Source organism: Erythrobacter sp. (assembly GCF_035194505.1).
In the GTDB taxonomy this organism is placed as follows: Bacteria; Pseudomonadota; Alphaproteobacteria; order Sphingomonadales; family Sphingomonadaceae; genus Erythrobacter.
This window is the reverse complement of sequence record NZ_CP136573.1, coordinates 615,293-632,747: the sequence shown is the minus strand read 5'-3', so window position 1 is coordinate 632,747 and position 17,455 is coordinate 615,293. Positions and strand designations below refer to the sequence as shown.

The window sequence follows — 17,455 nt, the reverse complement described above, 5'->3', positions numbered from 1 at the left end:
CCACGATCCATGTTGCTCGCCGCCGATGTCGGTAACACCAATGTCGTCTTCGCCCTGTTCACCTATGACGAGGAGGGGCGCCATTCGATCCGTGCGCGCTGGCGCATCGCCACCGATCCGCGCCGCACGGGCGATGAATATGCGGTGTGGCTGCTCCAGCTGCTCAAGATCGAAGGGCTGGAACGCTCGGATATCACGCAGATCATCGTCGCTTCCGTGGTGCCGCGGGCCGACCACAACCTGACCGTGCTGTGCCAGAAATATTTCGGCATCACCCCGCTGTTTGCAGGGCAGGGCGCGGCGCGCTGGCGCTTCGATATCGATGTCGATCAGCCCTCCTCGCTCGGGGCCGACCGCGCGCTCAACATCCTTGCCGCGCACCACAAATACGGCGGCGATCTGATCGTCGTCGATTTCGGCACGGCCACCAAGTTCGAGGCGGTCGATTTCACCGGCGCCTACAAGGGCGGATCGATCGCGCCGGGGATCAACCTCTCGCTTGATGCATTGGTGGGCAAGACCGCCAAGCTGCCGCGCATCGCCATTCGCGCACCTGCCAGCCGCAGCGTGATCGGTCGCAACACCGAAGACCAGATGCTGATCGGCGTCTATTGGGGCTATGTCGCGATGATGGAAGGCATGGTCGCGCGGATGCAGGCCGAGATCGGGCGCCCGGCCAAGGTCGTGGCGACAGGCGGCCTTGCCATCCTGTTCGACGATGCGACCGAAATCTTCGATTACGTCGATGCCGACCTCACGCTGGACGGACTCGCGATCCTTGCCCGGCAGGCCGAAACCGCCTGACTGCGCACAACGTAAGAGACATTGTGAAGAACGATTTTACCCCCGAAGACGAATTGCTGTTCCTCGCGCTCGGCGGCTCGGGCGAGATTGGCATGAACGTCAATCTCTACGGCTGTCAGGGCAAGTGGATCATGGTCGATCTCGGCATGACCTTCTCGGGCACGGAATATCCGGGCGTCGATCTGGTCTTCGCCGATCTCGAATTCATCGAGGAGCGCAGCCGCGATCTGCTCGGGATCGTGCTTACCCACGCGCACGAGGACCATATCGGCGCGGTGCCCTATTTCGCGGGGGAGCTAGGCGTTCCGCTTTACGCCACGCCCTTCACCGCCGATCTGGTGGCGAGGAAGCTCGAAGAGGCCGGCCTGCTCGGCAAGGTCGAACTCAATATCGTGGGCGATGACGATCCGGCCCTTGAGCTCGGCCCTTTCACTGTCTCCTATCTCCCGCTCGCGCACTCGATTGCCGAGGGCAATGCCCTGCTGATCGACACGCCTTACGGGCGCGTGTTCCATACCGGTGACTGGAAGCTCGACGAGGAGCCGATCATCGGCGAGCCCGCGACCGAGGCCGATCTGCGCGCCATTGGCGAGGACGGCGTGCTGGCGCTGGTGTGCGATTCCACCAATGTCTTCAATCCCAAGCCCTCGGGCAGCGAAGGTGCGGTGCATCAGGCGCTGATGGAGGAGATTGCGCGCCACAAGGGCAAGCGGGTGGTCGTCACCACCTTTGCCAGCAATGTCGCGCGGCTCCAGACGCTGGGCGATGTCGCGCGCGAGACGGGCCGTCAGATCTGCGTCGCGGGCCGCTCGCTCGACCGGATCATCGAGGTGGCGCAGGATAATGGCTATCTGGAAGACTTCCCCACGCCGGTCGATTTCGACACGGCCATGGGCCTCCCGCGCGGTGAGGTGCTGATCATCGCCACCGGCGGGCAGGGCGAACCGCGCGCGGCGCTGGCCCGCATGGCCGAAAGCAACCATCCGATCGAACTGGTGGCGGGCGACGTTGTGCTGTTCTCCTCGCGCCAGATCCCGGGCAATGAAATCCCCATCGGCAAGATCCAGAACCAGCTCGCCGCGCGCGCGATCACCATGGTGACCGACCGTCAGGCCTTCATCCATGTCTCCGGCCACCCCGGACGTCCTGAGCTCGAAGCGCTTTACGACTGGCTCAAGCCCGAGATCCTGGTGCCGGTGCATGGCGAGATGCGCCACATGGCCGAGCAGGCGCGGGTCGGCAAGGAATGCGGCATCCCTGCGCAGGTGGTGCAGAAGAACGGCGATATCGTCCGCCTTGCCCCGGGCAAGCCGGGCAAGCTTGCCGAAGTGCGCGCCGGGCGTCTGGTGCTCGACGGCGATATCATCGCGCCCGCCAATGGCGAGGCGATCACCATGCGCCGCCGCATCGCAGGCGAGGGCGTGATGGTGGTGGTGCTGGTGCGCGGGCAATCGCCGGTGATCGAGGCCATCGGCCTGCCGCTCGACGAGGATATGCCCGCGTTCCTCGAAGAGACGGCGAATGACGTGCTGAATGCCATCACCCGCCTCAAGGGCAAGGACGGGCGCGATCCGGCCGCCGTGCACGAGGCTGCGCGTCTGGCCGCCCGCCGTGCAGCGCAGCGCTGGTCAGGCAAGCGGCCGCAGGTGCGGGTGGTGATGCCGGGCGGGGCGGGGTGATGCAGATCACCTCGATTGCCGCGATCTATTTCCTGTTCTGGGTGATGAGCGCTTTCATCATGCTGCCCTTCGGCGTGCGCACGGCGGACGAGGCGGGCGTGGCGAAGGTGCCGGGACAGGCGGACAGCGCGCCGGTCAATTTCCGCCCTGGAAAGCTGCTGCTGCGGGCCACGATCATCGCTGCGCTATGCACCGCGTTGTTCGTCGCCAATTACCAGTATGGCTGGATCAGCGCCGCCGATATCGATTTTCTGCCGCAGCCGCCCAAGGCTGACTAGTTAGTTGCGCAGTCGCTGGATCGCCTGGGCGAGCACGACATAGAGCTTGCCCATGTCCGAACCCAGCATGGTCACGCTCAGCACGTGGCCATCGCGGGTCGAGAGGGTCGCGCGCAGCATCGCTTCGAAATCGTGGATGTAGCGGCTGACATTGGCCTTGAAGGCGTCGTCGCGCTGGTAGAGCTCGGCAATGTCGCGCGCGCCGCCATTGTCGATCAGGCGGACGGCGCGGCGGGTGAAGATCCCGCGATCGCCCTTGAGATAGGCGTCCCATGCGGTGTCTGCGACTTCGCTTGATAGCGCACCGCTGATGTCGATGGCGGCCGAATTGAGACTGTCGGTGATCAGCGCCATGCGCCGTGCGAAGTCGTTGTTGACCTGCTCCTCGGCCAGTTCGCGGGCGCGAGTGACCCTTTGTTCGAGATTGCCGGTAAGCTCGTTCACCTTCACCAGCTGGTCGCGCAGCTGCACCACCACCTCGCGCCCGACGCCCGAGGCATGGGCGGCAGCGGCTTCGATCTTGCCGACCGAAGCGGCGGTCTCGTTGCGCATCGTGCGTTCCAGCGCCTGCACCGCTTCCCCGCCGAGGCTTGTCGCCAGCGCCGCCGCCTTTTCGCGCGCGCCTTCATCGAGCGTGGCAAAGGCTTTGGCGATGGCTTCCTCAAGCGTGGCAAGCGCCGTGCGCAATTGCTCCTGCGTCTCGCCCGCCAGCGTGCCGCTTTCTTCGTTCAATCGCGCAAAACCGCCACGCAGGCCCTGAAGCCTGGCGAGCGCCTCGTCCGACTGCTCGGCGAGTTTCGCGCCAAAGCCGGCAATCGCGGCGTCGGCCGCAGCGATCTCCTCGCGGGTCATGATGAGATAGGCCGAGAGGTCCTTGCCGCTCTCGCCAGAGGCCAGCATCAGCTGGCGCACATCGCCCGCCCGGCCTTCCACGCCCGCCAGCGTCTCGCTTGCCGAAGTGATGGCCTGCTGCAATTCCTCACGGCTCGTGCGCGCGCCTGACTGGATGATTTCGAGCAGGCGCACCCCGCTTTCGGTCAGCTGGGCAAGCCGCGCCTCGGTCTCGGCGAGGGCGGCGCGCTTGGCAGCAAGCGTCTGGTCGAGCGCGTCAAAGCCGTCGGACAGGCTGCTGCGTGCAGCATGGCCGCTGGCGGTGATCTCGGCCAGCAGTGCGCCGAAGTTATCGAGCTGCGCGGTGATTTCCTCGCCATGTGCCACCAGCCTCGCGGTGTCGGCGAGCTGCGCCTCGCGCCGCTGGGCGAGGGCATCGTCGAGCGCGGTGAGCCGCTGGGCGAGGACTTCGCTGGCCTGCGCCTCGCGCGTTTCAAAGGCCGACTGGCGCTGCTCGACAGCCTCGGCAAACTGGAGGTCGCGGGCAGCCAGACGCACCTCGATGGTGTCGGCTTCCTCGGTGATCGCGGCAATCCGGCTGCGGGCCGTGGCAAGTGCGCTGGCCTCGGCCGCTTCGACCGCCTTGAGACGGGCGGCGGCTTCGGCATCGAGCGCTTCCATCTCTCCGCGCAGACCCGCGCGGGCGGCCTCTTCGGCTTCGCGCAGCCTTTCTGCGGCGGCGGTGATATCGGTTTCGAGCTGCGCGGTCTGGGTGCGCAGGGCATCGAGTGCGGCGACTTCGAGCGCTTCCACGCGCTCGCGATAGGCGGCGGTCTCGCCCTGCAAGCGGGTGAAGCGGTCGCTCACCAGTGCCTCGATCCGGGCAACCTGCGCTTCGAACCCGGTCAGCGTTTCGCCCACCGTGGCGCTGAGGCTCTGGACCTGCGCCTCGCTGGCGGTGCCGATGGTGCCGATGCGCTCGAACCCGATGGTCAGCTGATCGAGCTGTTCCTGAGCATGGCGACCGGCATTGCCGATCTGGTTGGTCACATCGCGGGCGGCATTGGCGATCACGGGAAGATCATCGCGCAACCGGTTCATATTGCCGAGCGCGGTTTCGCTCGCCGAGCCGATGGCTTCGACCTGCGCGCCATTGGTGGCGACCAGCGCCTGCAATTCGGCGGCATGGGTGGAGATGCGCTCCGCCGCGATCCGGCCGAGGGCTTCGAGGTCGCGGGCTTCCGCGGCGAGGAATTCCCGCGCAAGGCTGAGCTCGCGGTTGACCACCTTGAGCCGTGCCTCGAGCTCGGCACTTTCCCGGCTCAGCAGCGCGGCGCTGGCGGCAAAGCGGCTCGCCTCGGCGCGCGAGGAGCGCATTGCCAGCAGCCAGAGAATGCCGATCAGCCCCATCGGCACCGACCACGATACGATCCAGCCTGCCCATGTCCCCGGAGCGGCACCCGCCAGCGCCTCGGCGCTCACCGTCCAGCCGAAGAATCCGGTCCATCCGGCCATGGCCAGCAGCGCGAGAGCAGGGGCGATCCATGCGCCTCTGGTGGAGGGAGCGGTATCCGCGGACGGCTCTTCCCAGCTTTCCTCGAGCAGTATCTCGCCGCTCTCGGGCGCGGCCTCACCCTCGGGAATTGCCGCATCGCCAGCGTCATCCGCGCCGCCCTTGCGCCCCAAGGCGCGTATCTGGTGCCGTCCTGTCATGGCTGGCATCATATCACAGGCGGACTCGGGATAAACCCCGCTTTAACCTAATCGCCTGTAATCGGGCATCATGGCCTATGATAATGGTGCTCTTGATGCGACACTAGCGGCAGCAGCCGGCGAAAACGCCGCGCTGATGCGCGAGCTGCGCGGGGCCTTCCTCGACAGTGCAGCGCGGCAGCTCGATCTGCTCAAGCGGGCGCGTTGCGATGGCAACTGGAACGTGGCCGCGATGCGCCTCAAGGGTCTGGCCGCCAGCTTCCATGCCGATGAATTGCAGGCCGCTGCCGAACACGCGCTCAATTCCGCGCCCGGTGAGCCCTTCGTGATCCGCGAGATCGAAGCGGTGCTGGCGCGTTTCAACCGCTCGATGAAGCGCTGAGCGCCTAACACTTCCGCAGACAGATTTCGGGCACAGCCGCGCAGGCATGGCTTGAACCTCGCCGGTGAAAGCGGCAATTCTCCCAAGGGAAACCCCCTTGCGGGAGGCGGGATATGCGCACGGCCCTGATCGCGGCCCTCAGACGAACCGGAACGGGCACGTTGCGTGCCGGACTGCCGCTGGCGGGACGATCGGTGCTGGCGCGGCAGGTTGATCTGCTGCGCAGCTTCGGGTGCGAACGGATCCTGTGCCTCTGCGAAAGTCCCGATGCGGAAATCCTGCGGGTGCAGCAGGCGGTGGAAAGGGCGGGGGGCACGTTTCAGGCTCTGCGCGGTTTCCTTCACCTGCCGGCGCTGGTGCGGGCCGAGGACGAGCTGGTGATCCTGGCCGACGGGTTGCTGCCCGATCCCGCCGTGACCGCGCGTCTGTTTGCCGAGGCCACGCCGCCGCGCCTTGTCGCCTGCCTGCCATCGGACAGCCCGCTGGTCGCCGCCCATCCCGATGATTTCGAGCGCATCGATGCCGCGCGCCATTGGGGCGGGGTTTTGGCGATGCGCGGCGCGCCGGTGCAGCATCTGGCCGATTTCCCGCCCGATGCCGACGCGATCTCGCTGCTGCTGCGGCTTGCGCTTCAGGCCGGAACGCCATGCCGCGATCTGCCCGCCGAGGTTTCGGCCGGCGGCTCATGGCTCCTCGCCAGCGACGAGAGCGCGTTGGTAGCGCAGGAACAGGCGCTGATCATGCGGGCTGCGGGCGAGGCCGACTGGCGGCGGCCTTCGGCCAGCCTCGCAGGCCTAGCGGCGCGGGCGTTCTCTCCGCGCGGGCTGGCGCAGGGGCCGCTGTTGGCGCTGGCCGGATCGGGGCTGCTGCTGGCAGGCGGCATTGCTGCGGCGGCGGGCGGGCTATCGGCAGTGGGGCTCGGGCTTGGCGCCTTGGGAGCCTTTGCGGCAACCTTTTCGGGCGCTCTGGCCGCGATGAAGCATGCCTTGCTGGGCGAGGGCGCAGGCCCGGGCAAGCGGGCGTGGCCGCAGATTGCGGTCGATTGCGCCGCTTCGGCCATGCTGGTGCTGGCGCTGTCTGCGCCGGCCACCTTCGTGCCGCTGGCGCTGCTGGGTGCAGTGCTGATCGGCCTTGCCCGCCTTTCGTTGCCGCCCGCGCCGCTCGCGCCACTGGCGGACCGGAGCGTGCTCCTCGCGCTCCTCGCACTGGCTGCCGCCTTTGGCCTCTTGCCCGAGGCAACCGCGCTCGTTGCGCTGCTCTTCACCGGCGGAATGCTGCTCCCGCAAACCCGCGATCTGGGCTAACGCGGATTTAACCAAGCCTGCACTATGCGGGCAGGATGGGCGACGAGACCATGGACCTTGCTGACGGCGGAGCTCTCGAGGCTGCCTTGCGCGATGAACTCGCGCGCGAGACCCGTGCGCTTGGCTCGCTCGTTCCGGTGCTGCGCCATATGCTGGCAAGCGACGGGCACAGGCTGGTGAGCGACGCGGCGCTGGCGCGGGTGCGCGGGATGCTGTCCGACCTTGCCGCGCAGCTGCTTGCCGCCGCCGCCGGACGCGATCCTTCTGTCCGTCTGCCCGCCGATGCCGACCGCCGCGCGCATGATGCGCTGGCCGATGCGCTCGCAGGCGATCCGCTGCTGCTCGCCCATTGCCATGCGCTGGCCGCCGAAAGCCTGACGGCCGAGCGGCTCCACCAGCACCATGGACTCGATCCGGTGCTGAGCCCGCTGCTTCAGGAGCTGATCGCTGCCGAAGATCCGCTGGTGGCCGAGCTTGCCATGAACACGCTCGCGGCACAGTCACGCTTCATCCAGAGCCAGCGCCGGATGGAGCTGCCGCTCTCCGAGCTTCCGGCCGAACTGTTCCACGCGCTCACCGCGCGCCATCTGGGGCAGGGCGACGCGGCGCGGCGGCTGCACGAGACCTATGATGAAGGCGCGAGCCGCCTCGGTCTGCTGGCCCGGCTTGTCTCGGCCATGCGGCGCGGCGCGATTGCGGCGCTGGCGCTCGACCATGCGGGCCTCGCGCTGTTTGCCAGCGCGGTGGCGGCGCTGGGCCGCGAGGAGCGCGAGGATGCCGTGCTCGCCTGTCAGGAAGGGCAGGGGGCAAGGCTCGCGCTGATGCTGCGCAGTGCCGGAATGTCGCCCGAGAATATCGCCCGTATCTTCCCGCTGGTCGATCCCGCTTCCCGTGCACCGCAGGGACTGGAGGACATTGCGCCCGAGCGTGCACGGCTGTTGCTGGGCCTGACGGCATGAATACGATGGATCGCCGCGATACCCTGCTTGGCGCCCGCGGGGTGACCGATGCGCGCGACTGGCTGCTCAATGCCGACGAGCCGCTCGCCGAATTGCAGGCGCGCTGCGGCGGGCGAGTGCCGGGGCCGCTGGCGATCCCCGAACTGCTCGATCTGGTGCGTCAGACCCGCCGCATGGGGCTGAAGATCGCGCGCGAATTCTCCGCCTTCGATGGCGAGGCGATGGTCTCCGGCTTTGCCCGCATCCACCCGGCGCGTTCGGGCGAGGATGACGGCAAGACCGGGTGTGAGGTGCTGGTCGAGAATTGGCAGCGCAGCCTTCCGCCTGCAACCGAGGGCCGCGCCTATGCCGAAAGGCTCGATGCGATCGACCGCGCCGCAGCCGAAGTCAGCGCGCGGCTCGATGCCCGCCAGCGCCTTCAGGTGCTGAGCGCGCTCGCGCCCGATGCGATGGAGCTTCAGGCGGCGGGCATGGCAGCGGCCGGGCAGGTGTGGAGCGAGCTGGTCGAATTGCAGGGCATCGCCCACCACCAGCCGCTGCACTGGCGGCTGCTCGACGGGGCGCTGTGCCGCTTTGCCGGATCGCGGCGCGAATGGCGTGTGCGGCTGATCCCGCTCGGCCCCGATGCGCAGAACCCGGCAGGCTTCGAACTCCTGCTGATCGCTGACGAACCGCTCGCCCCCGGTGCGCATCAGCCTGCCGCGCCCGAGGGTGAGGCCAGCGCAACGCGCCTGATCGGTAGCGCGCTTGCACCGGTGCTGCGCCAGCCCGTGGCGCGGATCATCGCCAATGCCGAAACCATCCGCGCGCGGCTCGCCGGGCCCTTGCGCGATGAATATTCCGACTATGCCGGCACCATCGCCAGCGCAGGGCAGCACCTTGCCGCAATGCTCGGCGACCTCGCCGATCTCGAAGTGGTGGAGACCCCGGGCTTTTCGACCGCGCGCGAGAAGGTCGATCTGGCCGATGCGGCGGCGCGTGCGGCAGGCATTCTCGGCGTGCGGGCGCAGAACCGCGAGATCCGGCTCGTGACACATGGGGAGCCGGGCGCGGCGCTGGCCAACGCCGAATTCCGCCGCGTGCTGCAGATCCTCATCAACCTCATCGGCAATGCGATCGCCTATTCGCCTGCGGGCAGCACGGTGACGATCACCGCGGCGCCGGCGGGCGAAGGACGCGTCTGCGTGAGCGTTGCCGACGAAGGCCCCGGTATCACGCCCGAACAGGCCGAACATATCTTCGACAAGTTCGAACGCCTCGGTCGCGACAGCGACGGCGGCAAGGACAAGGGTTCCGGCCTCGGCCTCTACATCTCGCGCCGCCTGGCCGAGGCGATGGAGGGCGAACTGTTGGTCGGCGCGGCAGAGAGCGGCGGGGCGTTGTTCACGCTGGAGTTGCCAGCTTTCGCAGTCTGAAAATCAGCCGCGCGGGCGGCGAAAGGCCCACCACAGCATCACGGCCCCGAAACCTGCGGTAATCGCGCCGTTGCGCGCCCATGTGCTGTCGGCGAGCATGAAGCTGTCGGCGGGCCAGTTCAGCAAGCCGAGGCCCTGAAGGGTCCAGATGGTGCCCATGGCCAGCAGGAACATGCCTGCGGCCTTGAGCACCGTCCGGAACATATCGTTTCTGGCTTACCGTGCCGAGAGCGGCACGTAGTCGCGCTGCGTCGGGCCGGTGTAGAGCTGGCGCGGACGCCCGATCTTCTGGCCGGGGTCGCTGATCATCTCGTTCCACTGCGCCACCCAGCCCACGGTGCGGGCGAGGGCAAACAGCGCGGTGAACATCGTGGTCGGGAAGCCGATCGCCGAGAGGATGATCCCCGAGTAGAAGTCGACGTTGGGGAACAGCTTCTTCTCGATGAAATAGGGATCATTCAGCGCGATTTCTTCGAGCCGCAGTGCGGTCTCGAACAGCGGATCATTGACCTTGAGCGCATCGAACACCTCGCGCACGGTCTTCTGCATCACCGTCGCGCGCGGATCGTAGTTCTTGTACACGCGGTGGCCGAAGCCCATCAGGCGGAACGGATCGTTCTTGTCCTTGGCCCGCTCGATATAGTGCGGGATCTTGTCGGGCGTGCCGATTTCCTTGAGCATGTTGAGCGCGGCTTCGTTCGCGCCGCCATGCGCCGGGCCCCAAAGACAGGCGATGCCCGCCGCGATGCAGGCAAACGGGTTTGCGCCCGAGGAGCCGGCAAGACGCACGGTCGAGGTCGAGGCGTTCTGCTCGTGATCGGCGTGGAGGATGAAGATGCGGTCCATCGCCCGTTCGACCGCCGGGATCACCTCATAGGGCTCGGCCGGCACACCGAAGGTCATGCGCAGGAAGTTGCCGGTGTAGCTCAGCGAGTTGTCCGGATAGATGAAGGGCTGGCCGACCGAATATTTGTAGGCCATCGCCGCAATCGTCGGCATCTTCGCGATCAGGCGGTGCGAGGCAATCATGCGCTGCTGCGGATCGGAGATGTCGGTGCTGTCGTGGTAGAAGGCCGACAGCGCGCCCACCACGCCGCACATGATCGCCATCGGGTGCGCGTCGCGGCGGAAACCGCGATAGAAGGTCATCAGCTGCTCGTGCAGCATGGTGTGACGGGTGATCGTATGGGTGAAATCGTCGAGCGCCGTCTTGCTCGGCAGTTCGCCGTTCAGAAGCAGGTAGCTCACTTCCATGAAGCTCGAATCCTCGGCCAGCTGGCCGATCGGATAGCCGCGGTGCAGCAGCACCCCTTCGTCACCATCGATATAGGTCAGCGCGCTTTCGCAGCTCGCGGTCGAGGTGAAGCCGGGGTCGAAAGTGAAGGCACCCGTCTGCGCGTAGAGCTTGCGGATGTCGATGACATCGGGGCCGGTGCTGCCTTCGAGCACGGGATACTCATAGGTCTTGCCGCCCAGTTCGAGCTTCGCCAGCTTGTCTGCCAAGGTCTGTCTCCTGTCCAATTAACCCCTCCCTTGCACCCTCTTCTACGCCGCCTGGGCGTCAAGCCGTGCAAGGGCCTCGTCCCGGCCCAGAAGGACCAGAACATCAAAAATCCCGGGTGATGTGGTCGTCCCGGTCAGCGCAGCACGCATTGGCTGCGCCAGCTTGCCGAGGCCCAATCCAAGCTCCTCCGCAAGCGCCTTCGTAGTGGCTTCGAGCGCTTCGCTTGTCCAGTCGTTTTCGGCCCTCAGGCGCTCGTAAATCTGACCTAAAATCACCGGCGCATCGCCTTCGAGCAGATGGGCGGCCTTTTCGGTGATGGCGAGCGGGCGCTTGGCGAAGAGGAAAGCTGCGCCTTCAACCACTTCGTTGAGGTTCTTGGCGCGCACCTTGAGCACCGGCATGGCCTGCGTCAGCAGCGCCTCGTCAGCCCCTTCGCCGATCCGGGCGGCGACCAATGCGGCGAGGCGCGCATCATCGGCCTCGCGCAGGTAGTGGCCGTTCAGATGTTCGAGCTTCTTGATGTCGAAGCGCGACGGGCTCTTGCCCACGCCATCGAGATCGAACAGCGCGATGGCTTCCTCGCGGGTGATTTCCTCGCGGTCGCCATGGCCCCAGCCCAGACGCAGCAGATAGTTGAACAGCGCTTCGGGCAGGATGCCGAATTCGTCGCGATAGGCCTCCACGCCCAGCGCCCCGTGGCGCTTGGAGAGCTTGGCCCCGTCCGCGCCGTGGATCAGCGGAATATGGGCATAGACCGGATCGGGCCAATTGGCGCCGCCGGTTTCTTTGGCGATGGCGTTCATCGCGCGAATGATCGGCAGCTGGCGGAAGGCGTTGTTCAGGTGATCATCGCCGCGGATCACGTGGGTCACGCCCATGTCGTGATCGTCCACCACCACCGCGAGCATATAGGTCGGCGTGCCGTCGGCCCGCAGGATGATGTAGTCGTCGAGTTCCTCGTTCTTCACCGTCACCGCGCCCTGCACGCGGTCGTGGATCGTGGTCTCGCCTTCGTTCGGGGTCTTGAGCCGGATGGTGAAGGGCGCGCCTTCCGGAGCCTCGGCCGGATCGCGGTCACGCCAGCGACCGTCATAGCGCAGCGGCTTCTTGTTGGCGCGCTGCTCCTCGCGCATGGCTTCGAGTTCTTCGGGCGTGGCGAAGCACTTGTAGGCATGGCCCGCCTTGAGCAGCTGCCATGCGACTTCGGCGTGGCGCTCGGCCCGGTCGGACTGGAACAGCGGGGGCGCGTCGTAATCGAGGCCCATCCACTCGAGACCCTCGATGATCGCGTCGATCGCTTCCTGGGTGCTGCGCTTGCGGTCGGTATCCTCGATCCGCAGCAGGGTGCGGCCGCCATGGTGGCGGGCGTAGAGCCAGTTGAACAGCGCGGTGCGCGCCCCGCCGATATGCAGGAAGCCGGTGGGCGAGGGCGCAAAGCGGGTCACCACCTCGCCGCTCCCGGACTCGCTCGTCACGCTGCTTTCGCTTGCCATGGCCTGTCAATTCCTGTTCACTTTGAGCGGCTTGGCAATGGATTGCCCGGTCACAGGACAAGCCGATGCGCGATGTGCCGATCATTCCGATGGGAGACACCCCCGGCAGCACGCCTGACGGGAGCGGTGTTCCGGCGCGCCCTTGGCAAAGCGCGCGGCCAATGTCCAGCACTCGCACGGGTGGAAATGGCTCCGGAGGCAAGGGCCTTGGCAGCGCTGTGGCGGCAAGGGCGGAGCGCTTTCTGGCCGAGGCAGGGTTTGACCGCGCGCCGTGGCTGACGGTGATCTTCATGGCCGGGATCCTCGCATGGTTCGCCCTGCCGACGCCGCTGGCATGGCTGGCGGCGCTCGCGGGCGGGGCCGGACTGGCGCTTGCCGCATGGCGGATCTGGCCGGCGGGGAGCGCGGGCGAGGATGCCCATGTCCACCTGGGTCAGGCGCTGATCGCTGCGGGGCTGGTGTTCGCGGCCGGCATTGCGGTGATCTGGGCGCGCTCGGAGATGGTCGGCACGCCGCCGCTCGCGCAGCCGGGCATGGCGTTGCTGCACGGCCATGTGCTGGAGCGCGAGGACCAGCCCGCCGAGGGGCGCATCCGTCTGACGCTGGCGGTGCGCGATGCGGCAAGCAGCTCGGCTTACAAGGTGCGGATCAACGTGCCGCTCGACAAGCTAGGCAATGCGCCGATTGCCGAAGGCGCGGTTGTGCGGCTGCGCGCGAGGCTGATGCCGCCCGCCGCACCGATGCTGCCGGGGAGTTATAACTTCGCGCGCGCTGCCTGGTTTCAGGGACTTGCGGCAACCGGCAGTGCAATCGGCCCGGTCGAAGTCGTCAGGCCCGCTGCCACCAGCGGCGGCACGGCGAGCGTGCAGCGCGCCTTGGCGAACCATGTGCGGGGGCGGGTCGAGGGCTCGGCGGGCGCCATCGCGGCGGCCTTTGCCAGCGGTGACCGGGGAAGCATCAGCACGGCCGACGAGATCGCGATGCGCGATTCGGGGCTCACCCACCTCCTCTCGATCAGCGGGCTGCACGTGAGCGCGGTGATCGCAGCGGCCTATTTCGTGGTGATGCGCCTCCTCGCCCTGTGGCCTGCGCTGACCTTGAGAGTGCGCCTGCCGATCGTGGCGGCGAGTGCGGGGGCGATGGCGGGGATCGGCTACACGCTCCTCACCGGCGCCGAGGTGCCGACCGTGCGCAGCTGTGTGGGCGCAATGCTGGTGCTCGGCGCGCTGGTGCTGGGGCGCGATGCCCTGTCCTTGCGCATGCTGGCGGTGGCGGGCGGCTTCGTTCTGGTGCTGTGGCCCGAAAGCGCGATCGGGCCGAGCTTCCAGATGAGCTTTGCGGCGGTGCTTTCGATCATCGCCTTCTCGACCAGTGCGCCGGCCTGCGCTTTCCTTGCCGCGCGTGACGAGCCGTGGTGGGCGCATGGCTTGCGGCGGGCGGCGATGCTGTTTGCGACCGGCATGGTGATCGAACTCGCGCTGATGCCGATCGTGCTGTTCCACTTCCACCGCGCAGGGCTTTACGGGGCGGTCGCCAATGTCGTGGCGATCCCGCTGGTGACCTTCGTCTCGATGCCGCTGATCGCGCTGGGGCTGGCGTTTGATCTGGTGGGGGCAGGCGCGCCCTTCTGGTGGGCGACCGAGCGCTCGCTCGATCTGCTCCTGTGGATCGCCCATGTCACCGCCAGCCAACCGGGGGCGGTCAGGCTGATGCCGCAGATCGGGATGGGGGCCGTGGCGCTGTTTGCGGGCGGGGGCCTGTGGCTTGCGCTGTGGAGCGGACGGGCGCGGCTCTGGGGCTTTGCGCCGGTGGCGCTGGCCAGCGTGCTGGTGCTGCTCACCCCTGTGCCCGATGTGCTGGTGGCGGGCGATGGCAAGCAGGTGGGGATCACCATCGCGGGCGCTGATGGAGAGCGGCATCTGCTCTCCTTGAGAGACAGCCGCTCGTCCTACGCGCGGGACAATCTGATCGAGCTGGCGGGCGTCAAGGCCGATCCCGTGCCGCTCGCCGAGTGGGAGGGCGCGCGCTGTTCCACGTCCTTCTGCACGCTGGTGCTGGAGCGGGGCGGGCGGGATTGGGTGATCCTGATGGCCCGGACCCGTGACCGGATCGAGGAGCGTTCTCTCGCGGCGGCTTGCGGCAAGGCCGATATCGTCATTGCCGATCGCTCGCTGCCGCGTTTGTGCCGGCCGCGCTGGCTCAAGGCGGACCGCCGGATGCTGTACCAGACGGGCGGCCTTGCGATCCATCTGGCCGATCAAAGGATCGAAACCGTGGCCCAGAGAGAGGGCCGTCATGGCTGGTGGCAGGCGGCCGAGTGAGGCCGGAAAACCCGCTTCAGGCGGGGGTCAAGTGCCGCTCATCGGGGGGTCATCTCGGGGTCAACTGGGGGTCAAATGCGGTCAAGGCCGCCCTTGGGAACCCTCAAAAGCGGCCTTGAAAACACATAAGTCATTGATTTTGAATAATCGGACGAAAAATCCGCCCGGAAAAATCAGTGATAGCGGCGCAAAAGCCCGGCGAGCTTGCCCTGCACCTGCACTTCATCGGGGCGGTAGTACTGCGGATCATAGGCCGCATTGGCCGGATCGAGCCGCACCTGGCCGCCTTCCTTGCGCAGATATTTGAGCGTCGCTTCCTCGCCGCGCACCAGCGCCACCACGATCTCGCCGTCGCGCGCGCTATCCGTGCGGCGCACCAGCGCAAAATCGCCGTCGAAGATGCCGGCTTCGATCATCGAATCGCCCGAAACCTCGAGCGCATAATGCTCGCCCGGGCCAAGCAGGGCGGCAGGGACGGGGAGGGTCGACTGCCCTTCCAATGCCTCGATCGGCGCGCCGGCAGCAATGCGGCCATGCAAGGGCAGTTCGATCACGTCATTGGCAGGCTCGGGCTGAGCAGCGCGCGGCGCAGGCATGGGCACGACATTGTCGCTGGCCGCAGAGCCACGCGAAGGCGTCGTGTCGCCCGGCTCCCGGATCACTTCGAGCGCACGCGCCCGGTTGGGCAGTCGGCGCAGGAAGCCGCGTTCTTCCAATGCGGAAATCAGCCGGTGCACGCCCGACTTGCTCTTCAGATCGAGCGCTTCCTTCATTTCTTCGAAACTGGGCGAGATGCCGGTTTCTTCCAGCCGCTGCTGGATGAAGACGATCAGCTCGCGCTGCTTTGCGGTCAGCATTGCTCCAAACTCCTGTGGTCGCACTCACGACGCGCCCGTCAGGCCCGCCGTGCCATCCCTTGCGTGCGCCAAGAGGCACCAGCCCCTTTTCAAGAAGGCATCAGGTGCGTTGCCTGCACTCGTCGTTCCGCCATTAAGGTGAACGAACAAGGAACAATTAGGCAACCATGGAACGCGAGTCAAGCGCGCTGGACAGCGAAGCCCAGCGGTTCAGCCAATCCGGAGCGGAAACACCCGCAAAGCCTCACCCGCCGCAGCCGCAGGCGCATGGGCCGCGCGGTCGATCAGGCAATCGGCCGCAGCCAGCGCGCTGAGGGCCGAAGAATCCTGCGAACCGGCAAGCCGCACTGCGCCGCCTTCGATCACCGCGCGCAGGAATTCGCGGCGCGGACCGATCGCGGGCAGGGGCTCGCCCGCCTGCATGGTCAGCGCGGCGGGCAGGGGCGCAACATCGCCTTGCAGCGCGCGCACCAGCGGCAGGGCAAAGAGGAAGGCGGTGACGAAGCTAGATACCGGATTGCCCGGCAGGCCGAGGATCACCTGCGTGCCCCGTGTGGCCACCAGCAGCGGCTTGCCGGGCTTGATCGCCACGCGCCAGAAGGCGGTCTCGGCGCCCCAATTGGCGAGTGCGGGCTTGATCAGATCATGATCGCCGACCGATGCGCCGCCCGAGGTGACGAGCACATCGGCCCCCTCGGCTCGTGCCAGCGCGGCTTCCAATGCGGCCATATCGTCGCCCACCGGGCCGAGCCGCAGCACCTCGCAGCCCAAGGGCGCGAGCATGGCGGCAATCATCGCACCATTGCTGGCGGGGATCTGGTGGGGGAGGCAGTTTGCGGGATCGACGCTGAGCTCGTCCCCGCTATCGAGCACGGCCACGCGCACGGGGCGGGTGACGCTCACGGACCCATGCCCGCCTGACAGCGCCAGCGCGATGCGACCTGCGTTGAGGCGCGTGCCGCGGGGGAGCAGCAGATCACCGCCATGAAAATCAAACCCGCGCAGGCGGATATGGCGACCGGTGGGTGGCACTTCGCTGGCGGTAACCATGCCGTCTGTGACGCGCGCATCTTCCTGAAGCAGCACACGGGTGCCGCCCTCTGGCACATTGGCGCCGGTCGAGATGCGCACGCATTCCTGCGGAGCGATGACGCCCGCAAAGGGCGCGCCCGCGCGGCTTTCGCCCACCAGCGCCCACGGCCCGTCGCTCGGCCCCAGCGCATAGCCGTCCATCGCGGAAAGATCGGCGGGGGGCTGGGTGCGGGTTGCGTGGAGGTCTTGAGCCAGCACCCGCCCGAGTGCGGCTTCGGTGGTGATGGTTTCTGCGGGAAGCACGGGGGCGAGCGCCAGCAGGCGGGCCTGCGCTTCCTCCAGTGCCAGCGGCGGGTTCAAATTGCGGCTTTCCAGTCGCCCGACTTGCCGCCGGACTTGGCGATCAGGCGCACCTCAGAAATGACCATGCCCTTGTCGAGTGCTTTTGCCATGTCGTAGATTGTGAGGAGTGCGACGGAAACGGCTGTCATCGCTTCCATTTCGACGCCCGTCTTGCCTGTCAGCGAGGCCGTGGCCGTGGCCCGGATCGCGCCCTCTTCGTAATCGAAGTCGATATTCACCGCTTCCAGCCCGAGCGGGTGGCACAGCGGGATCAGCTCGCCCGTGCGCTTGGCCGCCATGATCCCGGCGATGCGCGCCGTGCCCAGCACGTCGCCCTTGGGGGCATTGCCGGCGCGGATGGCTTCGAGCACCTCTGCCGACATGGTGATCCACCCGCTGGCGACCGCGCGGCGGGCCGTGGCCGCCTTGCCGCCGACATCGACCATGTGGGCCGAACCATCTTCGCCGAGGTGGGTGAGCTTGTTCATTCGTCCCCTCTAGCCGTTCGTGTCGAGCGAAGTCGAGACACCCCGCACAGGCC

15 protein-coding genes are annotated in these 17,455 nt (G+C 67.2%); 8 read left to right on the top strand and 7 right to left on the bottom strand.

Features of this window, described 5'->3' with window-relative positions:
* The first annotated feature begins 9 nt into the window (after window positions 1-9).
* The 3 genes from RSE14_RS03180 to RSE14_RS03170 are packed head-to-tail and all read left to right on the top strand — an operon-like array spanning window position 10 to window position 2,761.
* On the top strand, window positions 10-804 hold the full coding sequence (locus RSE14_RS03180; protein WP_324075794.1) for a type III pantothenate kinase: 795 nt from the start codon (window positions 10-12) through the stop codon (window positions 802-804).
* Window positions 805-827: 23 nt separating this feature from the next.
* Window positions 828-2,483, top strand: coding sequence for a ribonuclease J (locus RSE14_RS03175; RefSeq protein ID WP_324075793.1), 1,656 nt, complete (start codon window positions 828-830; stop codon window positions 2,481-2,483).
* Window positions 2,483-2,761, top strand: a complete 279-nt coding sequence (locus RSE14_RS03170) for a DUF1467 family protein (RefSeq protein ID WP_324075792.1) — start codon at window positions 2,483-2,485, stop codon at window positions 2,759-2,761. Before RSE14_RS03175 ends, RSE14_RS03170 begins: the two co-directional genes overlap by 1 nt.
* Here RSE14_RS03170 and RSE14_RS03165 read toward each other — a convergent pair whose 3' ends face one another.
* The gene (locus RSE14_RS03165) at window positions 2,762-5,305 is read right to left on the bottom strand and encodes a coiled-coil domain-containing protein (RefSeq protein ID WP_324075791.1); all 2,544 of its coding nucleotides are present in this window, start codon (window positions 5,303-5,305) and stop codon (window positions 2,762-2,764) included.
* Between the two features lie 70 nt (window positions 5,306-5,375).
* On the opposite strand from RSE14_RS03165, the gene RSE14_RS03160 reads away from it, so the two are divergent.
* From RSE14_RS03160 to RSE14_RS03145, 4 genes are all read left to right on the top strand, one after another.
* Window positions 5,376-5,687, top strand: coding sequence for an Hpt domain-containing protein (locus RSE14_RS03160; RefSeq protein ID WP_324075790.1), 312 nt, complete (start codon window positions 5,376-5,378; stop codon window positions 5,685-5,687).
* A gap of 113 nt (window positions 5,688-5,800) precedes the next feature.
* Complete coding sequence (locus RSE14_RS03155) at window positions 5,801-6,991, top strand: NTP transferase domain-containing protein (protein WP_324075789.1); 1,191 nt, start codon at window positions 5,801-5,803, stop codon at window positions 6,989-6,991.
* A gap of 35 nt (window positions 6,992-7,026) precedes the next feature.
* Window positions 7,027-7,950: a hypothetical protein gene (locus RSE14_RS03150; protein WP_324075788.1), complete on the top strand. Its 924-nt coding sequence runs from the start codon at window positions 7,027-7,029 to the stop codon at window positions 7,948-7,950.
* On the top strand, window positions 7,947-9,365 hold the full coding sequence (locus tag RSE14_RS03145) for a sensor histidine kinase (protein WP_324075787.1): 1,419 nt from the start codon (window positions 7,947-7,949) through the stop codon (window positions 9,363-9,365). The genes RSE14_RS03150 and RSE14_RS03145 overlap by 4 nt, the downstream gene beginning before the upstream one ends.
* A 3-nt stretch (window positions 9,366-9,368) precedes the next feature.
* On the opposite strand, the gene RSE14_RS03140 is transcribed toward RSE14_RS03145, so the two are convergent.
* The 3 genes from RSE14_RS03140 to gltX are packed head-to-tail and all read right to left on the bottom strand — an operon-like array spanning window position 9,369 to window position 12,362.
* Window positions 9,369-9,569, bottom strand: a complete 201-nt coding sequence (locus RSE14_RS03140) for a hypothetical protein (RefSeq protein WP_324075786.1) — start codon at window positions 9,567-9,569, stop codon at window positions 9,369-9,371.
* A gap of 12 nt (window positions 9,570-9,581) precedes the next feature.
* Complete coding sequence (locus RSE14_RS03135) at window positions 9,582-10,868, bottom strand: citrate synthase (RefSeq protein WP_324075785.1); 1,287 nt, start codon at window positions 10,866-10,868, stop codon at window positions 9,582-9,584.
* A 42-nt stretch (window positions 10,869-10,910) separates the two neighbouring features.
* On the bottom strand, window positions 10,911-12,362 hold the full coding sequence (gene gltX / locus RSE14_RS03130) for a glutamate--tRNA ligase (protein ID WP_324075784.1): 1,452 nt from the start codon (window positions 12,360-12,362) through the stop codon (window positions 10,911-10,913).
* A gap of 161 nt (window positions 12,363-12,523) precedes the next feature.
* Here gltX and RSE14_RS03125 point away from each other — a divergent pair, with 161 nt between their 5' ends.
* On the top strand, window positions 12,524-14,683 hold the full coding sequence (locus RSE14_RS03125; protein ID WP_324075783.1) for a ComEC/Rec2 family competence protein: 2,160 nt from the start codon (window positions 12,524-12,526) through the stop codon (window positions 14,681-14,683).
* Window positions 14,684-14,856: 173 nt separating this feature from the next.
* Here the strand turns inward: RSE14_RS03125 and lexA are convergent, their stop codons facing one another.
* The 3 genes from lexA to moaC form a co-directional block, all read right to left on the bottom strand.
* A complete protein-coding gene (gene lexA / locus RSE14_RS03120) occupies window positions 14,857-15,540 on the bottom strand; it encodes a transcriptional repressor LexA (RefSeq protein WP_324075782.1) in 684 nt (227 codons plus the stop codon).
* Between the two features lie 210 nt (window positions 15,541-15,750).
* Window positions 15,751-16,932: a molybdopterin molybdotransferase MoeA gene (locus RSE14_RS03115; RefSeq protein WP_324075781.1), complete on the bottom strand. Its 1,182-nt coding sequence runs from the start codon at window positions 16,930-16,932 to the stop codon at window positions 15,751-15,753.
* Window positions 16,929-17,402: a cyclic pyranopterin monophosphate synthase MoaC gene (gene moaC, locus RSE14_RS03110; protein WP_324075780.1), complete on the bottom strand. Its 474-nt coding sequence runs from the start codon at window positions 17,400-17,402 to the stop codon at window positions 16,929-16,931. The genes RSE14_RS03115 and moaC overlap by 4 nt, the downstream gene beginning before the upstream one ends.
* Window positions 17,403-17,455 lie beyond the last annotated feature (53 nt).

Bases quoted from the DNA above. Each gene is read 5' to 3' on its own strand.
- RSE14_RS03180 (WP_324075794.1), top strand. From the start codon at position 10: ATGTTGCTCGCCGCCGATGTCGGTAACACCAATGTCGTCTTCGCCCTG.
- RSE14_RS03170 (WP_324075792.1), top strand. From the start codon at position 2,483: ATGCAGATCACCTCGATTGCCGCGATCTATTTCCTGTTCTGGGTGATG.
- RSE14_RS03165 (WP_324075791.1), bottom strand. From the start codon at position 5,305: ATGACAGGACGGCACCAGATACGCGCCTTGGGGCGCAAGGGCGGCGCG.
- RSE14_RS03160 (WP_324075790.1), top strand. From the start codon at position 5,376: ATGGCCTATGATAATGGTGCTCTTGATGCGACACTAGCGGCAGCAGCC.
- RSE14_RS03155 (WP_324075789.1), top strand. From the start codon at position 5,801: ATGCGCACGGCCCTGATCGCGGCCCTCAGACGAACCGGAACGGGCACG.
- RSE14_RS03150 (WP_324075788.1), top strand. From the start codon at position 7,027: ATGGGCGACGAGACCATGGACCTTGCTGACGGCGGAGCTCTCGAGGCT.
- RSE14_RS03145 (WP_324075787.1), top strand. From the start codon at position 7,947: ATGAATACGATGGATCGCCGCGATACCCTGCTTGGCGCCCGCGGGGTG.
- RSE14_RS03140 (WP_324075786.1), bottom strand. From the start codon at position 9,569: ATGTTCCGGACGGTGCTCAAGGCCGCAGGCATGTTCCTGCTGGCCATG.
- gltX (WP_324075784.1), bottom strand. From the start codon at position 12,362: ATGGCAAGCGAAAGCAGCGTGACGAGCGAGTCCGGGAGCGGCGAGGTG.
- RSE14_RS03125 (WP_324075783.1), top strand. From the start codon at position 12,524: ATGTCCAGCACTCGCACGGGTGGAAATGGCTCCGGAGGCAAGGGCCTT.
- lexA (WP_324075782.1), bottom strand. From the start codon at position 15,540: ATGCTGACCGCAAAGCAGCGCGAGCTGATCGTCTTCATCCAGCAGCGG.
- moaC (WP_324075780.1), bottom strand. From the start codon at position 17,402: ATGAACAAGCTCACCCACCTCGGCGAAGATGGTTCGGCCCACATGGTC.